At 58.1% G+C, this 21028-nt stretch carries 18 protein-coding genes, 2 tRNA genes, 3 rRNA genes and 1 pseudogene; 10 read left to right on the top strand and 14 right to left on the bottom strand.

Translation table 11 applies throughout. The features are described from left to right. Positions 1 to 94 precede the first annotated feature (94 nt). Positions 95 to 193: pseudogene (locus AB4O09_RS10445) on the bottom strand (DUF6124 family protein); the annotation flags it as partial. Positions 194 to 460: 267 nt separating this feature from the next. Here AB4O09_RS10445 and AB4O09_RS10440 point away from each other — a divergent pair. Both AB4O09_RS10440 and AB4O09_RS10435 read left to right on the top strand, forming a co-directional pair. Then, positions 461 to 838 (top strand): hypothetical protein, encoded by a 378-nt coding sequence (locus tag AB4O09_RS10440; protein ID WP_013693946.1) that lies wholly within the window; start codon positions 461 to 463, stop codon positions 836 to 838. Positions 839 to 866: 28 nt separating this feature from the next. Continuing rightward, a complete protein-coding gene (locus AB4O09_RS10435) occupies positions 867 to 1769 on the top strand; it encodes an alpha/beta fold hydrolase (RefSeq protein ID WP_003203991.1) in 903 nt (300 codons plus the stop codon). On the opposite strand, the gene AB4O09_RS10430 is transcribed toward AB4O09_RS10435, so the two are convergent. Beyond that, positions 1738 to 2730: a GlxA family transcriptional regulator gene (locus AB4O09_RS10430; protein WP_003203993.1), complete on the bottom strand. Its 993-nt coding sequence runs from the start codon at positions 2728 to 2730 to the stop codon at positions 1738 to 1740. The genes AB4O09_RS10435 and AB4O09_RS10430 overlap by 32 nt on opposite strands. Before the next feature lie 99 nt (positions 2731 to 2829). On the opposite strand from AB4O09_RS10430, the gene inhA reads away from it, so the two are divergent. Next, entirely contained in the window at positions 2830 to 3516 is a 687-nt protein-coding gene (inhA, locus tag AB4O09_RS10425) for an isonitrile hydratase (RefSeq protein WP_003203995.1), read from the top strand. Between the two features lie 139 nt (positions 3517 to 3655). On the opposite strand, the gene AB4O09_RS10420 is transcribed toward inhA, so the two are convergent. Further along, complete coding sequence (locus AB4O09_RS10420; protein WP_003203997.1) at positions 3656 to 3913, bottom strand: Atu4866 domain-containing protein; 258 nt, start codon at positions 3911 to 3913, stop codon at positions 3656 to 3658. A 29-nt stretch (positions 3914 to 3942) separates the two neighbouring features. Next, positions 3943 to 4680, bottom strand: a complete 738-nt coding sequence (locus tag AB4O09_RS10415; protein ID WP_043043092.1) for an SDR family oxidoreductase — start codon at positions 4678 to 4680, stop codon at positions 3943 to 3945. A gap of 202 nt (positions 4681 to 4882) precedes the next feature. Here AB4O09_RS10415 and AB4O09_RS10410 point away from each other — a divergent pair, with 202 nt between their 5' ends. Continuing rightward, positions 4883 to 5830, top strand: coding sequence for an AraC family transcriptional regulator (locus AB4O09_RS10410; protein ID WP_003204001.1), 948 nt, complete (start codon positions 4883 to 4885; stop codon positions 5828 to 5830). Positions 5831 to 6008: 178 nt separating this feature from the next. Then, positions 6009 to 6260, top strand: coding sequence for a hypothetical protein (locus AB4O09_RS10405; RefSeq protein ID WP_003204009.1), 252 nt, complete (start codon positions 6009 to 6011; stop codon positions 6258 to 6260). A 462-nt stretch (positions 6261 to 6722) separates the two neighbouring features. Here AB4O09_RS10405 and AB4O09_RS10400 read toward each other — a convergent pair whose 3' ends face one another. Continuing rightward, on the bottom strand, positions 6723 to 7181 hold the full coding sequence (locus AB4O09_RS10400) for an SRPBCC family protein (RefSeq protein ID WP_003204010.1): 459 nt from the start codon (positions 7179 to 7181) through the stop codon (positions 6723 to 6725). A gap of 142 nt (positions 7182 to 7323) precedes the next feature. Here AB4O09_RS10400 and AB4O09_RS10395 point away from each other — a divergent pair, with 142 nt between their 5' ends. After that, positions 7324 to 7725: a lysozyme inhibitor LprI family protein gene (locus AB4O09_RS10395; RefSeq protein ID WP_013693948.1), complete on the top strand. Its 402-nt coding sequence runs from the start codon at positions 7324 to 7326 to the stop codon at positions 7723 to 7725. A 118-nt stretch (positions 7726 to 7843) separates the two neighbouring features. On the opposite strand, the gene rrf is transcribed toward AB4O09_RS10395, so the two are convergent. The 5 genes from rrf to AB4O09_RS10370 form a co-directional block, all read right to left on the bottom strand. Continuing rightward, positions 7844 to 7959, bottom strand: a 5S ribosomal RNA gene (rrf, locus tag AB4O09_RS10390). 168 nt (positions 7960 to 8127) lie between these two features. Continuing rightward, positions 8128 to 11019, bottom strand: a 23S ribosomal RNA gene (locus AB4O09_RS10385). Between the two features lie 245 nt (positions 11020 to 11264). Beyond that, positions 11265 to 11340, bottom strand: a tRNA-Ala gene (locus tag AB4O09_RS10380). A 30-nt stretch (positions 11341 to 11370) separates the two neighbouring features. After that, positions 11371 to 11447: transfer RNA gene (locus AB4O09_RS10375), tRNA-Ile, on the bottom strand. 160 nt (positions 11448 to 11607) lie between these two features. Further along, a 16S ribosomal RNA gene (locus AB4O09_RS10370) occupies positions 11608 to 13144 on the bottom strand. Together the 16S, 23S and 5S rRNA genes with 2 tRNA genes alongside form the textbook arrangement of a ribosomal RNA operon. A gap of 668 nt (positions 13145 to 13812) precedes the next feature. On the opposite strand from AB4O09_RS10370, the gene rhtA reads away from it, so the two are divergent. Together rhtA and AB4O09_RS10360 are read left to right on the top strand one after the other, a co-directional pair. Continuing rightward, complete coding sequence (gene rhtA, locus AB4O09_RS10365; RefSeq protein WP_003204016.1) at positions 13813 to 14703, top strand: threonine/homoserine exporter RhtA; 891 nt, start codon at positions 13813 to 13815, stop codon at positions 14701 to 14703. A 167-nt stretch (positions 14704 to 14870) separates the two neighbouring features. Beyond that, on the top strand, positions 14871 to 15152 hold the full coding sequence (locus AB4O09_RS10360) for a hypothetical protein (RefSeq protein ID WP_003204018.1): 282 nt from the start codon (positions 14871 to 14873) through the stop codon (positions 15150 to 15152). A 6-nt stretch (positions 15153 to 15158) separates the two neighbouring features. Here the strand turns inward: AB4O09_RS10360 and AB4O09_RS10355 are convergent, their stop codons facing one another. Further along, positions 15159 to 15728: a TetR/AcrR family transcriptional regulator gene (locus AB4O09_RS10355; RefSeq protein WP_003204020.1), complete on the bottom strand. Its 570-nt coding sequence runs from the start codon at positions 15726 to 15728 to the stop codon at positions 15159 to 15161. 89 nt (positions 15729 to 15817) lie between these two features. Between AB4O09_RS10355 and AB4O09_RS10350 the strand changes: the two genes are divergently transcribed. Further along, entirely contained in the window at positions 15818 to 16546 is a 729-nt protein-coding gene (locus tag AB4O09_RS10350) for an SDR family oxidoreductase (RefSeq protein ID WP_003204022.1), read from the top strand. Between the two features lie 34 nt (positions 16547 to 16580). After that, positions 16581 to 17171, top strand: coding sequence for a 2-hydroxychromene-2-carboxylate isomerase (locus AB4O09_RS10345; protein WP_003204024.1), 591 nt, complete (start codon positions 16581 to 16583; stop codon positions 17169 to 17171). 9 nt (positions 17172 to 17180) lie between these two features. On the opposite strand, the gene AB4O09_RS10340 is transcribed toward AB4O09_RS10345, so the two are convergent. From AB4O09_RS10340 to AB4O09_RS10330, 3 genes are all read right to left on the bottom strand, one after another. Further along, a complete protein-coding gene (locus AB4O09_RS10340) occupies positions 17181 to 18989 on the bottom strand; it encodes an aminopeptidase P family protein (protein WP_003204026.1) in 1809 nt (602 codons plus the stop codon). A gap of 45 nt (positions 18990 to 19034) precedes the next feature. Further along, positions 19035 to 20201 carry a cysteine desulfurase family protein gene (locus AB4O09_RS10335; protein WP_013693952.1) on the bottom strand — a complete coding sequence of 389 codons (1167 nt, stop codon included), beginning with the start codon at positions 20199 to 20201 and terminating at the stop codon, positions 19035 to 19037. A gap of 159 nt (positions 20202 to 20360) precedes the next feature. Continuing rightward, positions 20361 to 20975, bottom strand: coding sequence for a LysE family translocator (locus tag AB4O09_RS10330; RefSeq protein WP_003204030.1), 615 nt, complete (start codon positions 20973 to 20975; stop codon positions 20361 to 20363). Between the last annotated feature and the right edge of the window lie 53 nt (positions 20976 to 21028).

Below are 21028 nucleotides of genomic sequence, written 5' to 3'. Positions count from 1 at the left end.
GCCAGGGACGCTCCGCGTTCCGCTCTGGAGGGTGACGCAGAGCGTCACGGGATGCATTCCCACGCAGAGCGTGGGAACGATCATGGTGTACTGGCTATTGTGTCGACTCAGCCAGTTCGAGGTCATCCAGCGCACGATTGGCCAACAACTTGGCCAGCTCGATCAACTGCTGAATCCCCAGCGCAACATGCCGCACCAGTGTGATGAGGGAATTTATCCCGCTGGGCTGCCCCCTGTAGGAGCTGCCGAAGGCTGCGATCTTTTGATCTTTCACTTGAGACTCAAGGGGCTGGGGAAAGATCGCAGCCTCGTTGCACTCGACAGCTCCTACACAACTCCTACGGCCCCATTTATCACCACGCCCCGTTAGAAGTTGCCAGCCCCCCAAACCCCTCCTAAGATCGATGCTCTCACGGGTGCAGCGGAGCTGCCCGATAAAAACCCGACTCAAGGATCTGACATGACCCATATCAAACGCCCCATCACCACCCCACCCCGAACAGGCCTGACCCGCGAAGACCTCTGGGAGGGCCAGGACCGAGGCCTGATCAAATGCTGGGAAATCGGCCGCGACCGCGGGGTGAAGTTTCCCGAACTGGCGCAACGCTGCCTGGCCGGTGAATTGCCTGTGCTGGGCTGGAAAGGTGGCGTCAGCCGCAGCCTGAAGAAAAACGAAAAATTCGGCTGCCTCAAGTACCTCGCCCAATGGCAGGGCCTGCGCGGTGAAGACCTGGACATCGACCTGACCCAGGAGCGCACCCTCACCTGTTCCAGCACGAACATGATCGTGACGTTTACGCCGGATCGGGCCAAATACGTGAACCAGGAACCCGCCTGATCGCAATCGGGCAATGCCGGAGGCCAACATGAACCTCGATCCCAAGGTCAACTTCGCCGTGACGCCGCTGTTACGCATCGCCTACGAAGAACACGGTCCCGCCAGCGGCGAACCCATCATCCTGCTGCACGGTTTTCCTTACGATCCCAGGGCTTTCGATGAAGTCGCGCCCGCCCTGGCCGAGCGTGGATACTGGGTCATCGTGCCCTACCTGCGCGGCTACGGCCCGACCCGGTTCAACAACCCGGCCATCTTGCGCTCTGGCCAGCAAGCGGCACTGGCCCAGGACCTGCTGGACCTGATGCACGTACTCTCCATCCCCCAGGCGGCGCTGTGCGGCTACGACTGGGGCGGTCGGGCGGCGTGTATCGTCGCGGCGCTGTGGCCCGAGCGCGTTCGCTGCCTGGTGACTGGCGACGGCTACAACCTGCAGAACATCCCACGCTCCAAGCAGCCGCTGGACCCGGAAACCGAACATCGCCTGTGGTACCAGTACTATTTCCACACGGCGCGGGGTGTCGAGGGCCTGACCCGGAACCGACGTGAACTGTGTGAATTGCTCTGGCGCCTGTGGTCACCGACCTGGAAACGTGGCGCCGAACTGTATCCCCTCAGTGCTGCGTCGTTCGACAACCCGGACTTCGTCGACGTGGTGATCCACTCCTACCGTCATCGCTTCATGTACGCACCGGGCGACCCGACGCTGGAGTGGATGGAGGAACGGCTGGCGGCACAACCGGCCATCAGCGTGCCGAGCTTTTCCCTGTGCGGTGCCGACGACGGCGTGGGGCCAGCGCCGGAACACGATGAAGACGCCGAACACTTCACAGGTTTTTATGAGCGCCGCGTGCTGGCCGGTGTCGGCCACAACATCCCACAGGAAGCCCCCGAGGCCACGCTCAAGGCATTGCTGGATCTACTTGAGGGCTGACGGCGAACCGCTCGCGATAGGCCTGTGGCGTCACCCCCATGGCCCGCAAAAAGCTGCGGCGCAAGGTTTCCTCACTGCCGAAGCCACACTGCACCGCCACCCGCTTGATCGACACAGCGGTGTCGGACAACAAGCGGCGAGCGGTTTCCAGGCGAATCAACTCCACCGCCCGCGCCGGAGTCTGGCCGGTGTCGGCGCGGTAGTGCCGCACAAAGCTGCGTTCGCTCATGCCGACCTCGGCGGCCAGGCTCGACAGGCCCAGGTCACGGGTGAGGTTTTCGGCGATCCAGGCATGCAGGTCATCAAACCGACTGCCTTGCTTTTGCAGCGACAACGTCACGCTGAACTGCGATTGCCCGCCGGGACGCTTGAGGAACACCACCAGGTGCCGGGCGACCTCCAGCGCCACCGCGCGGCCCAGGTCCTCCTCCACCAGCGCCAAGGCCAGGTCGATGCCGGCCGTGACCCCGGCCGAGGTCCAGACCGGGCCATCGTTGATGAAAATCGGGTTGGGTTCGACCCGCAATTGCGGATGCTGCTCGGCCAGTTGTTCGCAGCGGGTCCAGTGCGTCACCACGCGCCGCCCGTCCAGCCAACCGCTGGCGGCCAGCAGGAACGCCCCGGTGCACACCGACGCCACCCTTCGCGAACGCAGGCCGTGCTCTTTGACCCAGGCCACCAGCGCCGGATCCTTCGCCGCTTCGTACACGCCCCAGCCACCGGCGATCAACAGCGTGTCGCTGCCTTCGCTCGGCAGCGGCTCGGCTAACAGCGCCAACCCTGCCGAGGACATTACCGCCCCGCCCCCCACAGCGATGACCGTGGGCGTGTAGGGCAACGGCAGGCCTTGCTGGCGAGCCAGGTCGTTGGCCGAGGCAAACACTTGCAAAGGCCCGGTGACATCCAGCACTTGCACGTTGGCGAAGGCCAGTACATGAACGGTTTTCGGTGGGTTGGGCATATTGGCGTGATTCGTGGGTTTATTGGCGTATACGCCAGAGCCTACGGATCTAAAGTAAAACCGTCCACCCCTCGGGCATCATCCAAAGGAGCACGCGACATGACGCTGCAGATCGGTTTGCTGTTATTCCCCCAAGTCCAGCAGTTGGACCTGACCGGCCCTTATGACGTACTGGCCTCGTTGCCAGACGTGAAGGTCCACCTGATCTGGAAGGACCTGGCGCCGGTCACTGCCAGCACCGGGCTGGTGTTGTTGCCCACCACCACGTTCGAGGACTGCCCGAAGCTCGACGTGATCTGCGTCCCCGGCGGGACCGGCGTCGGGCCTCTGATGGAAGACGAGCAGACGCTGGCCTTCATCAAGCGGCAGGCCGCCGAGGCGAAATACATCACGTCCGTGTGCACCGGTTCGCTGGTGCTGGGTGCGGCGGGCCTGTTGCAAGGCAAGCGCGCCACCACCCATTGGGCCTATCACAGCCTGCTGCAAACCCTGGGCGCGACACCGGTCAAGGATCGCGTAGTCCGCGATGGCAACCTGCTCACCGGTGGCGGCATCACGGCCGGGATCGATTTTGCCCTGACCCTGGCCGCCGAACTGTTCGACCAGGACACCGCCGAACTGGTCCAGCTGCAGCTCGAATACGCCCCTGCCCCACCGTTCAACGCCGGCAGCCCGGACACTGCACCAACGCGCGTCCTGGAAGAAGCCCACCGGCGTACCGCAGAATCGTTCCGGGTCCGCTCGCAGATTGCCCAACGTGCTGCGGCGCGGTTGGAACTGGTGTAACGCTAAATCCCAACCAGGCATGACTGTGCTGTGCTGTGGGAGCAAAGCTTGCTCGCGAAACAGGCGCCTCGATTTCTAAAAGACCGCATCGCCTCTATCGCGGGCAAGCCTTGCTCCCACCCAGCCAACCGTGGATTCATCACCCTTCCTGGCAATACAACACCATCCCCGCGTGATACAGCACCCCCTCACGAAAATCCCCATCGGCGGTGAAACCGGTGTCGTCGTGGTATTCGATATGGTCGTCCTGCAACCAGTAGTCGCCCTGGTACGCACTCTCACGCAAACCCCGCGCTTCGTCATAGCGTCCGCCCGGCAGCAGCCGATGGCGAATCACGCCATCAGCCGTCACCCACAGGCCGACAAATTTGTCCTGGTCTCCAAAGGCCTTTCTCATGGGACATCTCCTGTCAGGTAAAACGCGGTTCAAAACGGGCTGGCGGTGTGGCGCACGATCAGTTCGCTGACGTCCACATCCGCCGGTTGTTCGATGGCGTAGGCGATCGCCCGGGCGATGGCTTCGGCCGGAATGGAGATCCTGCGGAACTCGCGCATTTCGGCACGTCCACCTTCATCGGAAATGCTCTCGGCCAGTTCCGATTCGGTCACGCCAGGGGAAATCACCGTCACGCGCACATCTCCCCCGACTTCCTGGCGCAAGCCCTCGGAAATCGCCCGCACGGCAAACTTGGTGGCGCAATACACGGCGGCAGTCGGGCTGACGGCGTAGGCGCCGATGGACGCGATGTTGATGAACTGGCCGCTGCGCTGGCGCTGCATCAGCGGCAAGCCGGCGGCGATGCCGTGGAGCACGCCACGGATGTTGACGTCGATCATGCGGTCCCACTCCTCGACTTTCAGCGCCTCGAGCTTGGAGAGCGGCATGACCCCGGCATTGTTGATGATCACGTCGACCCGACCGAACCGCTCGACAGCAAAGTCGATCAGGTGCTGGACATCGTCGCGGCGGGTCACGTCCACCGCTTTGCAGACAGCTTGCTGGCCGGCGGTTTCGAGTTCCTGCACCAGCGTTTGCAAACGATCGATGCGCCGGGCGCCAAGCACGACACGGGCACCGCGAGCCGCGAGCAACCGCGCCGCCGCTTCACCAATCCCGCTGCTGGCGCCGGTGATGACCACTACTTTGTTTTTAATATCGGACATGATGGTTTCCTCGTCTGGATGTGTTGGCCCCGGTGGGAGCGTTTTGACAGGTCCAGATTAGGGAACCGACCGAGGCCGGGGTTAGCCGGATCCTCCTGCGCACTTGCACGATCCTGTGGCGATAAAACCGACTCTGGCCGACAGCCGTGCAATCGGCTTTACTAGCGCGGTCCACTCAATTTGGCCTGGGAGATTGATCGGCATGTCGGTATCCACGTCCATCCACATCGCGCCAGACGACGGCGTCAGCCAGCGCCGCACCGAATTAGCGAGCCTGATGAAGCGCTTTGCGCCGGAATATGGCGTCCACCCTACGGCCATCGAGGCCTTGCACCTGATCCGTAGCGACCAACCGACCGAAGCCCTGCACACCGTGCACAAGCCTGGTTTATGCGTGATTATCGAGGGGCGCAAGGAAGTGCGCCTGGCGGACGAATGCTACGTGTATGACCCGCTCAATTACCTGGTCGTCTCGGTGACCCTGCCGCTGGCCGGCCAGGTGATTGAAGCCAGTCCTGAACGCCCCTACTTGTGTATCCGCCTCGACATCGACCCGGCACAGATCTGCCGCCTGATGGCCGACGCCTGCCCTATCGGCGTGCCGGCCGAAAGAACCGGACGCGGGTTGTTCCTGGACCGTATCGATGCGCCATTGCTCGACGCGGTGTTGCGCTTGCTGCGACTGTTGGACAGTCCGGACGATATCGCCACCCTCGCGCCTTTGGCCCAACAGGAGATTTTCTACCGACTGCTGCGTGGCGCCCAAGGCCAGCGCTTGCACGAAATCGCCATTCCTGACACCCAGACCCATCGCATCAGCCGTGCCATCGAGTGGCTCAATACCCATTACGCCGAACCGTTTAGCATCGACAGCCTGGCACAAATGATCAATCTCAGCCCTTCGGCGCTGCATCACCGCTTCAAAGCCGTGACTGCCATGAGCCCGCTGCAATATCAGAAACAACTGCGCTTACAGGAAGCCCGACGGTTGCTGTTGGCGGAGAACAGCGACGTTTCGTCAATTGGCTACAAGATGGGGTATGAAAGCCCTTCGCAGTTCAGCCGTGAATACAGCCGTCTATTTGGCGCCTCCCCGAGCAAGGATATCGCTCGTTTGCGCGCCCAGGCGCTGCAAGCCAGTAGCGCCTGATCCTGCACACAAACAGGATCAGGCAAAACCAGGGCAGTATCCGTCTAACGCCCGCCCCCGCCTCGCCCCTAATCTGAACCCATGCAGCAAGACAACCATCGCCGCTGCAACGGGTTCAGCAGATCACGACATCTGAACGACCCGGCACTCAACCCTTGATATGACCGGAGTCTTTACCATGAAAACGCTCAACACCTTGATCGCCGTTACCACCTTCGCCCTGAGCGCCAGTGCGTTTGCCTTGCCGAGCCAGCAGCAGGACCGCTTCTTTACCCAGGCTAGCGATTACCAGCAGCCTGTGGCCGCTGATGGTGCGGATCGGACGCCTGGGGGCCAGACCCTCGCTGCCGATGGCGCGGACCGGACGCCAGGGGGCCAGGCTCTCGCTGCCGATGGTTCCGACCGCACCATGACCCGGCAGTTGGCATGATCAGGCTACTTTTTCACAGACGAAAAAAAACCCGCCTAGGCGGGTTTTTTGAGGACCAATTTGACTCCCTGTCCGGCATTCCATGCCTGGTCCAATCATCCATGACCCCGAGCACTCCCTGTACCCAGTGGATGAACATAGATTAGGCCCATCGGTATCTTGGAAAAAGACGAGAAAGCAGCAACGGCGTGTAAGCGTTTCGCTATAGGACCTTCCCGGATTTTTTGCGGGCGAAAAAAAACCCGCCGAAGCGGGTTTTTCCAAGACCATTACGACTCCCTGTCGATAGCTTTCCTTGCAAGGTCGATCGTCCCTGATCCTGAGCACTTCCTGTGCTTCAGTGGATGAGTCCAGATTACGCCTCGGATCCAAAACGAAATAGACGACATAGCTACCATCTCGTGTAAGACATTCGCTATACCGCTCCCCTCCGAAAACCCTTAGCCCCTCAGCAGCCCCCGATCAAGACTTGCTCAGGAAGGCTTCAATATTGGCCATTTGCTCGTCCCAGCCACGGCTGTCCATGCGAAAAGCCTTGAGCCGGCGAGCCTCGGGAATGTTGTTGAAACCCGACTCCACGACTTTGAGCAAGGTACCGCCATCCATGTCTTCGAGTTCGAATAGCACCCGGGTTTCGGACTCTTGAGAGTAATCCACCTGCGGCTCGACAGCGTAAGGATGCCAGCGAAACGAGAACACCCGCTCAGGCTCCACCCGCTCCACGGCTACGTCCCAGATGAGATGCTCGTAACCTGGATAAGTGATTTGCCCCTGGGTACGCTCCCCTGCCACAAACCGTTTCCCCTCAAGGGCGACACCGAACCATTGGCCGAAAGCTTCGGCATTGGCCAGGGCTCGCCAGACATGAGAGCGCGGAGCCTTGAGCAGGATCTTTCTTTCAATGCGGTCGGATGAATGCATGAGTCACCTCCTGTGTTTCAACAGTAGGCTTGTAAGACCACAAGGCCAACCAGAAAGTTGTATCAGGATCACCTTCTCTAAAACTCTATGGAGCGATGTAAACTCACCCGGCGTTTTCACCCCCCTCAAGGAGAGACCAAACATGTCCCCGCGCTTGCTTCTGGCCCTGATGCCGCTGCTTTTCGTCACCGCTGCTCAGGCCGACGACTGTGCCGACGCCACCACTCAAGGCGAAATGAACCAATGCGCAGCCAAAGAAAACAAGGCCGCCGACAACGAGCTGAACAGCTTGTACAAGCAGATCACGGCACGCCTGAAGGACAATCCGGAGGCCAAGCAGATGCTGGTCAAGGCGCAGCGTGCCTGGATAGGCTTCCGTGACGCCGAATGCAATTTCTCCGCCTCCGGGGTCGAGGGCGGTAGCGTCTACCCGCTGATCTACAGCAACTGCATCACCACCCAGACTAAGGCCCGGGTCGAGGCATTCAAGAACTATCTCAAGTGCAAGGAAGGGGATCTGAGCTGCCCGGTACCCGAGGCTTAAGGGCCGGATGCAAAAAAGGATGACCTCTACAGGTCATCCTTTTTTTGGCCAACGATTTTTATTTCAGGCAAAAACAAAACCCCTACCTGCATCAGCAGATAGGGGTTTCGGAATTTAATCTTGACGATGACCTACTCTCACATGGGGAAACCCCACACTACCATCGGCGATGCATCGTTTCACTGCTGAGTTCGGGATGGGATCAGGTGGTTCCAATGCTCTATGGTCGTCAAGAAATTCGGGTACTGAGTCGTGGCCAGTTGGCCTCGCTTCAGCAAATTGGGTATGTGATAGCTTCGGTGTTTTGTGAGATTCGAACTTTCGGTTCGTTTCGTCTTCACACACCGCAATCTGGTCTCGTTCGCTTTTCAGCTCGGAGGATACAAATTGCTTGGGTGTTATATGGTCAAGCCTCACGGGCAATTAGTACAGGTTAGCTCAACGCCTCACAGCGCTTACACACCCTGCCTATCAACGTCGTAGTCTTCGACGGCCCTTCAGGGGACTCAAGGTCCCAGTGAGATCTCATCTTGAGGCAAGTTTCCCGCTTAGATGCTTTCAGCGGTTATCTTTCCCGAACATAGCTACCCGGCAATGCCACTGGCGTGACAACCGGAACACCAGAGGTTCGTCCACTCCGGTCCTCTCGTACTAGGAGCAGCCCCTCTCAAATCTCAAACGTCCACGGCAGATAGGGACCGAACTGTCTCACGACGTTCTAAACCCAGCTCGCGTACCACTTTAAATGGCGAACAGCCATACCCTTGGGACCGGCTTCAGCCCCAGGATGTGATGAGCCGACATCGAGGTGCCAAACACCGCCGTCGATATGAACTCTTGGGCGGTATCAGCCTGTTATCCCCGGAGTACCTTTTATCCGTTGAGCGATGGCCCTTCCATACAGAACCACCGGATCACTAAGACCTACTTTCGTACCTGCTCGACGTGTCTGTCTCGCAGTCAAGCGCGCTTTTGCCTTTATACTCTACGACCGATTTCCGACCGGTCTGAGCGCACCTTCGTACTCCTCCGTTACTCTTTAGGAGGAGACCGCCCCAGTCAAACTACCCACCATACACTGTCCTCGATCCGGATAACGGACCTGAGTTAGAACCTCAAAGTTGCCAGGGTGGTATTTCAAGGATGGCTCCACGCGAACTGGCGTCCACGCTTCAAAGCCTCCCACCTATCCTACACAAGCAAATTCAAAGTCCAGTGCAAAGCTATAGTAAAGGTTCACGGGGTCTTTCCGTCTAGCCGCGGATACACTGCATCTTCACAGCGATTTCAATTTCACTGAGTCTCGGGTGGAGACAGCGCCGCCATCGTTACGCCATTCGTGCAGGTCGGAACTTACCCGACAAGGAATTTCGCTACCTTAGGACCGTTATAGTTACGGCCGCCGTTTACCGGGGCTTCGATCAAGAGCTTCGCGTTAGCTAACCCCATCAATTAACCTTCCGGCACCGGGCAGGCGTCACACCCTATACGTCCACTTTCGTGTTTGCAGAGTGCTGTGTTTTTAATAAACAGTCGCAGCGGCCTGGTATCTTCGACCGGCGTGGGCTTACGCAGCAAGTGCTTCACCCTCACCGGCGCACCTTCTCCCGAAGTTACGGTGCCATTTTGCCTAGTTCCTTCACCCGAGTTCTCTCAAGCGCCTTGGTATTCTCTACCCAACCACCTGTGTCGGTTTGGGGTACGGTTCCTGGTTACCTGAAGCTTAGAAGCTTTTCTTGGAAGCATGGCATCAACCACTTCGTCACCCAAAGGGTAACTCGTCATCAGCTCTCGGCCTTGGAATCCCGGATTTACCTAAGATTCCAGCCTACCACCTTAAACTTGGACAACCAACGCCAAGCTGGCCTAGCCTTCTCCGTCCCTCCATCGCAATAACCAGAAGTACAGGAATATTAACCTGTTTTCCATCGACTACGCTTTTCAGCCTCGCCTTAGGGACCGACTAACCCTGCGTCGATTAACGTTGCGCAGGAAACCTTGGTCTTTCGGCGTGGGTGTTTTTCACACCCATTGTCGTTACTCATGTCAGCATTCGCACTTCTGATACCTCCAGCAAGCTTCTCAACTCACCTTCACAGGCTTACAGAACGCTCCTCTACCGCATCACTTACGTGATACCCGTAGCTTCGGTGTATGGTTTGAGCCCCGTTACATCTTCCGCGCAGGCCGACTCGACTAGTGAGCTATTACGCTTTCTTTAAAGGGTGGCTGCTTCTAAGCCAACCTCCTAGCTGTCTAAGCCTTCCCACATCGTTTCCCACTTAACCATAACTTTGGGACCTTAGCTGACGGTCTGGGTTGTTTCCCTTTTCACGACGGACGTTAGCACCCGCCGTGTGTCTCCCATGCTCGGCACTTGTAGGTATTCGGAGTTTGCATCGGTTTGGTAAGTCGGGATGACCCCCTAGCCGAAACAGTGCTCTACCCCCTACAGTGATACATGAGGCGCTACCTAAATAGCTTTCGAGGAGAACCAGCTATCTCCGAGCTTGATTAGCCTTTCACTCCGATCCACAGGTCATCCGCTAACTTTTCAACGGTAGTCGGTTCGGTCCTCCAGTTAGTGTTACCCAACCTTCAACCTGCCCATGGATAGATCGCCCGGTTTCGGGTCTATTCCCAGCGACTAGACGCCCTATTAAGACTCGCTTTCGCTACGCCTCCCCTATTCGGTTAAGCTCGCCACTGAAAATAAGTCGCTGACCCATTATACAAAAGGTACGCAGTCACCCAACAAAGTGGGCTCCCACTGCTTGTACGCATACGGTTTCAGGATCTATTTCACTCCCCTCTCCGGGGTTCTTTTCGCCTTTCCCTCACGGTACTAGTTCACTATCGGTCAGTCAGTAGTATTTAGCCTTGGAGGATGGTCCCCCCATATTCAGACAAAGTTTCTCGTGCTCCGTCCTACTCGATTTCACTTCTAAGATCCTTTCGCGTACAGGGCTATCACCCACTATGGCCGCACTTTCCAGAGCGTTCCGCTAAAATCAAAGAAGCTTAAGGGCTAGTCCCCGTTCGCTCGCCACTACTAAGGGAATCTCGGTTGATTTCTTTTCCTCAGGGTACTTAGATGTTTCAGTTCCCCTGGTTCGCCTCTTGCACCTATGTATTCAGTACAAGATAACCATCTTATGATGGCTGGGTTCCCCCATTCAGACATCTCCGGATCAAAGTCTGTTTGCCGACTCCCCGAAGCTTTTCGCAGGCTACCACGTCTTTCATCGCCTCTGACTGCCAAGGCATCCACCGTATGCGCTTCTTCACTTGACCATATAACCCCAAGCAATCTGGTTATACTGTGAAGACGACATTCGCCGAAAATTCGATCTGGCTCTAAGAGCCACTCACAAATTTTACCTTAGCCTGATCCGTTACCAGTGAAAGTAACGTTCAGTCTATCTTTCTATCACATACCCAAATTTTTAAAGAACGAACTAGTCAAAGACTAGAAATCAACATTCACCATCGAATCGATGGAATGCTCATTTCTAAGCTTTATACAATCGAAGCAGTAGTGGTGGAGCCAAGCGGGATCGAACCGCTGACCTCCTGCGTGCAAGGCAGGCGCTCTCCCAGCTGAGCTATGGCCCCGTATTTCTACAGGCGTTTCCCACACAAAATTGGTGGGTCTGGGCAGATTCGAACTGCCGACCTCACCCTTATCAGGGGTGCGCTCTAACCAACTGAGCTACAGACCCAATTTCGAGCTACTAAGGCCGACCTCACCCTGCTCTTTACCACAGAGCATGGGGTGCGCTCTAACCAACTGAGCTACAACCCTTTTGGCTGCTTCTTTCGTCTTCTTCAATGAATCAAGCAATTCGTGTGGGAGCTCATGGAGCAGCTGCGGTCGTCGATTAAGGAGGTGATCCAGCCGCAGGTTCCCCTACGGCTACCTTGTTACGACTTCACCCCAGTCATGAATCACACCGTGGTAACCGTCCTCCCGAAGGTTAGACTAGCTACTTCTGGTGCAACCCACTCCCATGGTGTGACGGGCGGTGTGTACAAGGCCCGGGAACGTATTCACCGCGACATTCTGATTCGCGATTACTAGCGATTCCGACTTCACGCAGTCGAGTTGCAGACTGCGATCCGGACTACGATCGGTTTTGTGGGATTAGCTCCACCTCGCGGCTTGGCAACCCTCTGTACCGACCATTGTAGCACGTGTGTAGCCCAGGCCGTAAGGGCCATGATGACTTGACGTCATCCCCACCTTCCTCCGGTTTGTCACCGGCAGTCTCCTTAGAGTGCCCACCATTACGTGCTGGTAACTAAGGACAAGGGTTGCGCTCGTTACGGGACTTAACCCAACATCTCACGACACGAGCTGACGACAGCCATGCAGCACCTGTCTCAATGTTCCCGAAGGCACCAATCCATCTCTGGAAAGTTCATTGGATGTCAAGGCCTGGTAAGGTTCTTCGCGTTGCTTCGAATTAAACCACATGCTCCACCGCTTGTGCGGGCCCCCGTCAATTCATTTGAGTTTTAACCTTGCGGCCGTACTCCCCAGGCGGTCAACTTAATGCGTTAGCTGCGCCACTAAGAGCTCAAGGCTCCCAACGGCTAGTTGACATCGTTTACGGCGTGGACTACCAGGGTATCTAATCCTGTTTGCTCCCCACGCTTTCGCACCTCAGTGTCAGTATCAGTCCAGGTGGTCGCCTTCGCCACTGGTGTTCCTTCCTATATCTACGCATTTCACCGCTACACAGGAAATTCCACCACCCTCTACCATACTCTAGCTCGACAGTTTTGAATGCAGTTCCCAGGTTGAGCCCGGGGATTTCACATCCAACTTAACGAACCACCTACGCGCGCTTTACGCCCAGTAATTCCGATTAACGCTTGCACCCTCTGTATTACCGCGGCTGCTGGCACAGAGTTAGCCGGTGCTTATTCTGTCGGTAACGTCAAAACACTAACGTATTAGGTTAATGCCCTTCCTCCCAACTTAAAGTGCTTTACAATCCGAAGACCTTCTTCACACACGCGGCATGGCTGGATCAGGCTTTCGCCCATTGTCCAATATTCCCCACTGCTGCCTCCCGTAGGAGTCTGGACCGTGTCTCAGTTCCAGTGTGACTGATCATCCTCTCAGACCAGTTACGGATCGTCGCCTTGGTGAGCCATTACCCCACCAACTAGCTAATCCGACCTAGGCTCATCTGATAGCGCAAGGCCCGAAGGTCCCCTGCTTTCTCCCGTAGGACGTATGCGGTATTAGCGTCCGTTTCCGAGCGTTATCCCCCACTACCAGGCAGATTCCTAGGCATTACTCACCCGTCCGCCGCTCTCAAGAGGTGCAAGCACCTCTCTACCGCTCGACTTGCATGTGTTAGGCCTGCCGCCAGCGTTCAATCTGAGCCATGATCAAACTCTTCAGTTCAAACATCTTTGGGTTTTGAGAAAACCCTAAACTTGGCTCAGCAATCGTTGGTTACATCTTTGATTTCTCGCGGAGTAACTTGTGATGCTGATAATCTGTTGACTAGCAGTCTGACTCCACAAGCACCCACACGAATTGCTTGATTCAGTTGTTAAAGAGCGGTTGGCTGAGTCTTTCGTCTCAACCGAGGCGCGCATTCTACAGCGCCCCGTGTATCTGTCAAGCGGTTATTTTCAGAAGCTTTCAAAGTTTCCTTTGCAACTTCAACCACTTGCGCTTCCGATCTCTCGTTAGCGGGAGGCGAATTCTACAGCGTTACTCGCTGCTGTCAACACCTCTTTTTCACCGCTTTCGACCGAGAAGATCGAACCGCTGATAGAGCCAAACAACACCGCTCTACCTGCTCCTTCCGTGCTTCGATGAACTGAAGCCCAACACCTTCGAAACTTACTTAACTCATTGAATCTCAAGGAGTTTTCCGTTTCGACTGCGCCGGAAGTGGGGCGAATTATAGACTTCCAGAATCTGCCGTCAACCCTTAATTTGATTTTTCTATCTTTAGCCCGACACGACACTTAAATCTGCCCGGTATATAGACGGAATCGCTGCATATGCGCAATATACTGCTCAAAACAGCCCCCCGCCTTTATTCTGGACGACACTTCGTAATGACGCCCCCTCCACATCGCAGCCTGGCCTCCACCCTGTACCCGGTTGCCCTGCTATTAATAGCCATGGCTTCAATCCAATCAGGAGCCTCCCTCGCCAAAAGCATGTTCCCGGTAGTGGGCGCACAGGGCACAACGACGCTGCGACTCATTTTTGCCAGCCTCATCATGCTGTTATTGCTACGTCCCTGGCGCGCCAAGCTCACCGCCCAATCCCTGCGCACTGTGATCGTTTATGGAATGGCACTGGGCGGCATGAACTTTCTCTTCTATATGTCGGTTCGTACCGTTCCACTGGGCATTGCCGTGGCACTGGAGTTCACCGGGCCTCTGGCAGTCGCCATTTACGCCTCGCGCCGGGCAATCGACTTTCTCTGGATCGCCCTGGCAGTCGTTGGCCTGCTTCTGCTTATACCGACCGGAGCGACCAATGCCGGTATCGACCTGCTTGGAGCCGGCTATGCGCTGGGCGCAGGTTTCTGCTGGGCGCTGTACATCCTGTTTGGCCAGAAGGCTGGCGCGGACAATGGTGTGCAAACCGCCGCACTGGGGGTGATGATCGCCGCCCTGTTCGTCGCACCGATTGGTATCGTGCACGCGGGCGCCGCATTGCTCACACCGAGCCTGATTCCAATCGCCATCGGCGTCGCCATTCTGTCTACGGCCCTGCCCTACACCCTGGAAATGATCTCCCTGACCCGAATGCCAGCCCGCACTTTCGGCACGCTGATGAGCGTCGAACCGGCAGTCGCGGCCCTGTCGGGGCTGGTCTTTCTGCAGGAGTACTTGTCCTTGGCCCAATGGTTAGCCATTACCTGCATCATCCTCGCGTCGGTCGGCGCAACGATGACCATGGCCAACACTGCGAAGCCTGCCGTCGCGGCAGATTGAAGCAGGATTTAACGAAGGTCTGGTATTTGCCACGCATTTAGGCCATGTTTAGACCGGTAACCCAATGTCAAACATGGATTTTTCATACAGGACGTCATGAACGCTTCAAGCAAGAGCGAACACAATCGTACGTGGACACAAGATTCACGACGATTATAAGGACAGGAATGAAACGAATTTTGATACTGATCGCCGTACTTGCAGTAGCGGGCTGTGCGGCAACATCGAAAACTGAAGTCAAACGCGGTAAAAAAGGCCTGCACATCAACTGCTCCGGCCTATCCTCATCCTGGGATCAGTGCGCCGCCAGCGCCGCCAATTCATGTGCTCCCAAGGGTTACAAGGTCATTGCCAAGTCCGGCGACGTCGTCGAGGAACCCGGGGACTATCCCTTCGGGCTCAATCCCGCTGGCTATACCAGCCGCAGCATGATCGTCATTTGTAAATAGGTCACGTCAGTCGAGCCCTTGCTCGGCCATTCGGCGCCTAATCTCCTCATGACTGGACTTGAGGACGTCACGCTGGACCTGCGGCGTGACCAGCATCCGCGCAACTACCAATGCTCCCACGCATTGAGACAGGATGGCCCAGGCCAGACTATCGCTTCCCAATATCCGCGCCCAGCTTTCGTGCAAACGACAGATCCACGTTTGCGCCGTCTCCCTCACCTGGACATCCGATCGCGCGATCTCGGCCCCCAGCACTGGCAACGCACACCCTGCATCGGGCTGCTCAACATGGCTCATGCTCAAGTACTGCTTGAGGCAGCGCTCCAGCTTCATTGAGTCCATGGCACCGTCGCCACTCAGACGATCCAGGCTTTGGGCCAACTCCCGCTCGACAATGGCCTTGAAGAGCTCATCCTTCGATGAGAAGTGGCTATAAAACGCGCCGCCGCTCAACCCGATCGCTTTCATCAAGCCATCGACACCGACCGTGGAGAAACCCGACTTCTTGGCGGAGACGGCACTGCTGGCGAGCAGTTTCTCGCGGGTTTCCATTTTGTGATTGGCTGAATATCGCATGGCCCTGCCCCTGATTGCTTACCTTGACGCTTGTCGGATCTTAGCATAACGTCCGTTTAGTTAACGATCGTTTACCAATGAGGCTGACCATGAATAACAATAGAGTCGTACTGGTTGTTGGCGCGGGCGACGCCACGGGTGGCGCGATTGCCAGACGCTTTGCACAGGAAGGTTTTGTTGCCTGTGTTACTCGCCGCAGCGCCGACAAACTCGAACCCCTGGTGGATGGAATTCGTGCCCAAGGCGGCGAAGCCCACGGGTTTGCCTGTGATGCGCGTAAAGAAGACGACGTGATCGCACTCATCGAGCAAATCGAGAACCAGATCGGCCCGATCGAAGCCTTTGTGTTCAACATCGGCGCCAACGTCCCCTGCAGCATCCTCGAAGAAACCGCGCGCAAGTATTTCAAGATATGGGAAATGGCCTGTTTCTCAGGCTTTCTCAATGCACGGGAAGTGGCCAAGCGTATGGTCAAGCGCCAGCGCGGGACGATTCTGTTTACCGGGGCAACGGCGGGATTGCGCGGCGCTTCGGGGTTCGCCGCATTCGCGGGCGCCAAACATGGCATACGGGCACTGGCCCAGAGCATGGCCCGTGAGCTGGGGCCGCTGAATATTCACGTGGCCCACGTGGTGGTGGACGGCGCCATCGACACCGACTTCATCCGCGATAATTTCCCGGAAAAATATGCCACCAAGGATCAGGACGGCATCCTGAACCCTGAACACATCGCCGACAATTATTGGTACCTGCACAGCCAACCCCGCGACGCCTGGACCTTCGAGCTGGACCTGCGGCCCTGGAGCGAACGCTGGTAACCCCTCCCCTCACAACAACAAGAGAGCAGATCCCATGAGCAAATCGGTGGAGTTTTACTTCGATCTCGGCAGCCCGACCACTTACCTGGCCTACACCCAGTTGCCGACGCTGTGCGCGCAGACCAACAGCCAGTTGATCTATCGTCCGATGTTGTTGGGCGGCGTCTTCAAGGCAACCGGCAATGCATCACCGGCGACAGTGCCGGCCAAGAACCCTTACCTGTTCAAGGACCTGAATCGCTTCGCCAAACGCTACGGCGTCGCCTTCAAGTTCAATCCACACTTCCCCATCAACACGCTGCAGCTGATGCGCGCGGTGACTGGCATGCAGTTGCGCCAACCTGAACGCTTCGAGGCCTTCGTCGATTGTCTGTTCCGCGCCTTTTGGGTGGATGGCCGCAACCTCAACGACCCGACGACTGTCGCAGCGGTCCTGAACGAGGGCGGTTTCGATGCCGACTATGTGCTGGCATTGACGAACGACGAGCAGGTCAAGCAAGCACTCAAGATCACCACTGAAGAAGCCATCGCACGGGGCGTGTTCGGCGCCCCGAGCATGTTTGTCGGCAACGAGTTGTTCTTCGGCCAGGATCGGTTGGACTTCGTCCGTGAAGCCCTCGCCTGATCCTCTACTTCAAATCGCTATCGTTCGCGTGTTGAGCCATTGCAGTGCGTCACCGTCCAGCAACGGGCTCAAGCGACGCTGAACCTCGGCGTGGTAGGCGTTGAACCAGTCTTTTTCGTCCTGGGTCAGCAGCGAAGGTTCCAGGCAGCGGGTGTCGATCGGACAAAGGGTCAGGGTTTCGAACTCAAGGAACTCGCCGAACTCGCTGCTTCCGGCGTCACGGTTCAACACCAGGTTCTCGATGCGCACACCCCAGCGACCGGGGCGATAAGTGCCCGGTTCGATGGAGGTGATCATGCCCGCCTGCATCGCCGTTTGCGGCGCGGCAGCGGCTTGATAGGCAATCACCTGCGGGCCTTCGTGGACATTGAGAAAATAGCCGACGCCATGACCTGTGCCGTGGCCGTAATCCACCTGCTCCGCCCAGATCGGTGCGCGGGCGATGGCATCCAGCAACGGCGAAAGAATACCCCGCGGGAATTTGGCCCGGGACAGGGCAATCACGCCCTTGAGCACGCGCGTGCAATCACGTTTCTGCTCAGTGGTGGGTGTGCCGACCGGCACCATGCGAGTGATGTCAGTAGTGCCCCCCAAGTACTGGCCGCCGGAATCGATCAGCAACAGGCCATCACCTTCGATGACCGCATGGGCTTCTTCCGTGGCGTGGTAATGAGGCATCGCGCCGTTGGCGTTAAAGGCGGCGATGGTGTTGAAACTCAGGGAGACGAAGTCCGGCCGGCGCGTGCGGGCGGCGGTCAGGTGCTCGTCGATGGTCAACTCGGTGATGCGCTCGCGCCCCCAAGCCCCTTCCAGCCAGGCGAAGAACTCACAGAGCGCCGCGCCATCCTGCTCCATGGCCCGACGGATGTGCTCGGCGTCGGCCAGGCTTTTGCGGGACTTGGCCAGCGTCGTTGGATTGAGACCTTCGACCAGCTTCACGCCGCTGCCCAGGTTATCCAGCAAACCGACCGTCACCCGCGCCGGATCGATCTGCAAGCTCGCGCCGTCCGGCACTTCGCGCAACGCGGCGGCGGCTTCGCTGTAATCGCGCAGGGTCACGCCGTCCTGTTCAAGAACGGCACGCAGTGCTGCGTCAACCTTGTCCAGGGCTACGAACAGCGTTGCCTGTTGCTGGCTGATCAAGGCGAAGGAGACGAACACGGGGTTGAACGACACATCCGCGCCGCGCAGGTTGAACAACCAGGCGATGTCATCCAGCGTGGCGATGAAATGCCAGTCGGCACCTCGTTCCTTGAGGGATTCGCGCAGCTTGGCGAGTTTCTCGACCCGGCTGACGGTCGCCTGGGGTGGTAAATGGGCGTAGACCGGCTGATCCGGCAAGCTAGGGCGATCGCTCCAGGCCTCCTGGAGCAGATCGATGTCGGTACGCAACCGCGCGCCGCGCTCCGCAAGCTTGCCACCCAGGGTGCGGGCCGATGCCACGGCCATGACCGCACCGTCAACGGCGACCACCCCACCCTCAGGTGTTTGTTCGGCCAGCCAGTCCAAGGGGCCGGGCTGGCCAGGAATGAGCTTGACCAGCTCGATACCACTGCCCTCCAGCTCCTTGGTGGCCTGCTCCCAATAACGGCTATCGGCCCAGACGCCAGCGAAACTGCCGGTCACGATCAAGGTACCCACCGAGCCGTGGAAGCCCGACAGCCATTGCCGTCCCTGCCAATAGCCCGGCAAGTATTCAGACAGATGCGGGTCGGCTGATGGCACCAGCAGCGCATGAATGCCCTCTCGGCTCATCAGTTGGCGGATTTGGGCCAGGCGCTGGGGAACCAGTCCATGGGGCATAGGCTCGGTGCTCATTGCTTCTCCTGCTCATTGATATTGTTGTTCGATGCCGAAGACGGCTTATGGGGTAGTGGCCCAGAACGCCGGCGCAGTCGCGCACGCCGCCTGGATCAACCGCACCGCCTCGTCGATATCCTGTTCAGTGGTAAAGCGGCCCAGGCTCAAGCGAATGGTCCGCCCGGCCGCACGCGCATCGTGCCCCAAGGCCAGCAGCACGTGGGACGGGCTGTTCTGCGCCGAATTGCAGGCCGAGGTCGCGGAAAATGCAATCGATGCGCCCAACGTCGCCGGGTTGAACTCACCTTCGTTGAAGGTCAGGCTCAGCGTGTGGGGAATCCGGCGGCTCGCACTGCCGTTTATACGCACACCGGGCAAGGCCAGCAGCGGCTCAAGCAAACGATTGCGCAATCGGGCGATTTTAGCGAGCTCTTCGTCGAATGCCTCGGCCGCGAGTTCGAACGCAGCGCCCATGGCTGCGATCTGGTGGGTCGCCAGGGTCCCGGAGCGCAAACCGCCTTCATGGCCTCCGCCGTGAATCTGTGCCGACAGCCGTGGCCGGGCACGGTCGCCAACGTAGAGCGCCCCGATGCCCTTGGGGCCGTAGATCTTATGCGCGGAAAAAGACATCAGGTCCACCGGCCAACGAGACAGGTCGATCTGCACCTTGCCGGCGCCCTGGGCTGCGTCCACATGAAACAGCGCACTGTGCTCGCGAACGATCTCGCCGATGGCGATGACGTCGTTGACGGTGCCCAACTCGTTGTTCACCAGCATCAGCGACACCAGGAACGTGTCTTCGCGCAACGCCTCGCGAACCGCTTGCGGGCTGATCAGGCCCTCGGCGTCCGGCGCCAGCCAGGTCACCGCGAAGCCGCTCTCTTCGAGCTGGCGCGCCGTGTCGAGAATCGCCTTGTGTTCGATCAGACTGGTGATGACATGGCCGGTGGAACCACCGCGCGCCTGGGCTACCCCTTTGAGGGCCAGGTTGTTGGATTCGGTAGCGCCGGACGTCCAGACAATCTGTTCGGGCTGAGCCCCGACCAGTTGCGCCACCTGCTGGCGGGCACTCTCTACCGAGCGCCGGGCCTCCTGGCCGAAGGCATGGGAACTGGAAGCCGGGTTGCCAAAGTTGCCGTCAAAGCCCAGACACTCGACCATGACCCGGATGACCCGCTCATCCACCGGCGTGGTGGCGGCGTAGTCGAAATACAAAGGACGTTTATTCATAGGAAACTCGCAGAGCCTGCTCCAGGATCAGGCGCCCTCGTTGGGTTCGAGACTAGCAATACCTGATCAAAGACCTTAAAGAAGTCGGACTTCGTTTAAAAGTGCGTAGGAACGCTCCTGAACAGCGAGCTTAGCAGGCATCGCGGCGAAGCTCAGCCCTCAACTGATGCTTTCGAGCAACAATGGATACAGCGAAGCGACCAACAGCAGCGCCATGCCCCAGTTGAACACGCGCAACCAGCGACGATCACGCAACAGGTTGCGCAACAGGCTGCCGCACACTACCCACAGGCTCACGCTTGGCAGGTTGATCAGGGCAAACACCGCCGCAATCACCAACACGTTGAAGAAATACCCCTGGAGTGGCGTGTACGTACTGATGGCACCGATGGCCATGATCCAGGCCTTGGGATTGACCCATTGGAACGCCGCTGCGCCCCAGTAGCTGATCGGCGTATTGTCCCCCGGCTGGCTTTCCGAAACCGGACCGGAGTGGGCGATTTTCCACGCCAGGTACAACAGGTACGCCGCGCCGATGTAGCGCAGCGCGGTATAGAGCAGTGGATAAGTCTGGAACACCGCGCCCAGGCCAAGGCCCACCGCCAGCACCAGGGAAAAGAAGCCGCAGGTAATACCCAGCATGTGAGGAATGGTGCGGTTGAAACCGAAATTGACACCCGAGGCCAACAACATGGTGTTGTTAGGGCCAGGCGTGATCGAGGTCACCAGGGCAAACAGGGCGAAGCCCAGCAGCAGGTCAAGCGAAAGGGTCATTTCAAGTCAGTCCATCAGGGCGGTCAGTCAAGTCATGACCCTACCCCACGCCT

The organism is Pseudomonas sp. H1_F01, from assembly GCF_054681425.1.
This window is presented reverse-complemented; position numbering and strand designations above follow the sequence as displayed.

Bases quoted from the DNA above. Each gene is read 5' to 3' on its own strand.
- AB4O09_RS10440 (WP_013693946.1), top strand. From the start codon at position 461: ATGACCCATATCAAACGCCCCATCACCACCCCACCCCGAACAGGCCTG.
- AB4O09_RS10435 (WP_003203991.1), top strand. From the start codon at position 867: ATGAACCTCGATCCCAAGGTCAACTTCGCCGTGACGCCGCTGTTACGC.
- AB4O09_RS10430 (WP_003203993.1), bottom strand. From the start codon at position 2,730: ATGCCCAACCCACCGAAAACCGTTCATGTACTGGCCTTCGCCAACGTG.
- inhA (WP_003203995.1), top strand. From the start codon at position 2,830: ATGACGCTGCAGATCGGTTTGCTGTTATTCCCCCAAGTCCAGCAGTTG.
- AB4O09_RS10420 (WP_003203997.1), bottom strand. From the start codon at position 3,913: ATGAGAAAGGCCTTTGGAGACCAGGACAAATTTGTCGGCCTGTGGGTG.
- AB4O09_RS10415 (WP_043043092.1), bottom strand. From the start codon at position 4,680: ATGTCCGATATTAAAAACAAAGTAGTGGTCATCACCGGCGCCAGCAGC.
- AB4O09_RS10410 (WP_003204001.1), top strand. From the start codon at position 4,883: ATGTCGGTATCCACGTCCATCCACATCGCGCCAGACGACGGCGTCAGC.
- AB4O09_RS10405 (WP_003204009.1), top strand. From the start codon at position 6,009: ATGAAAACGCTCAACACCTTGATCGCCGTTACCACCTTCGCCCTGAGC.
- AB4O09_RS10400 (WP_003204010.1), bottom strand. From the start codon at position 7,181: ATGCATTCATCCGACCGCATTGAAAGAAAGATCCTGCTCAAGGCTCCG.
- AB4O09_RS10395 (WP_013693948.1), top strand. From the start codon at position 7,324: ATGTCCCCGCGCTTGCTTCTGGCCCTGATGCCGCTGCTTTTCGTCACC.
- rhtA (WP_003204016.1), top strand. From the start codon at position 13,813: ATGACGCCCCCTCCACATCGCAGCCTGGCCTCCACCCTGTACCCGGTT.
- AB4O09_RS10360 (WP_003204018.1), top strand. From the start codon at position 14,871: ATGAAACGAATTTTGATACTGATCGCCGTACTTGCAGTAGCGGGCTGT.
- AB4O09_RS10355 (WP_003204020.1), bottom strand. From the start codon at position 15,728: ATGCGATATTCAGCCAATCACAAAATGGAAACCCGCGAGAAACTGCTC.
- AB4O09_RS10350 (WP_003204022.1), top strand. From the start codon at position 15,818: ATGAATAACAATAGAGTCGTACTGGTTGTTGGCGCGGGCGACGCCACG.
- AB4O09_RS10345 (WP_003204024.1), top strand. From the start codon at position 16,581: ATGAGCAAATCGGTGGAGTTTTACTTCGATCTCGGCAGCCCGACCACT.
- AB4O09_RS10340 (WP_003204026.1), bottom strand. From the start codon at position 18,989: ATGAGCACCGAGCCTATGCCCCATGGACTGGTTCCCCAGCGCCTGGCC.
- AB4O09_RS10335 (WP_013693952.1), bottom strand. From the start codon at position 20,201: ATGAATAAACGTCCTTTGTATTTCGACTACGCCGCCACCACGCCGGTG.
- AB4O09_RS10330 (WP_003204030.1), bottom strand. From the start codon at position 20,975: ATGACCCTTTCGCTTGACCTGCTGCTGGGCTTCGCCCTGTTTGCCCTG.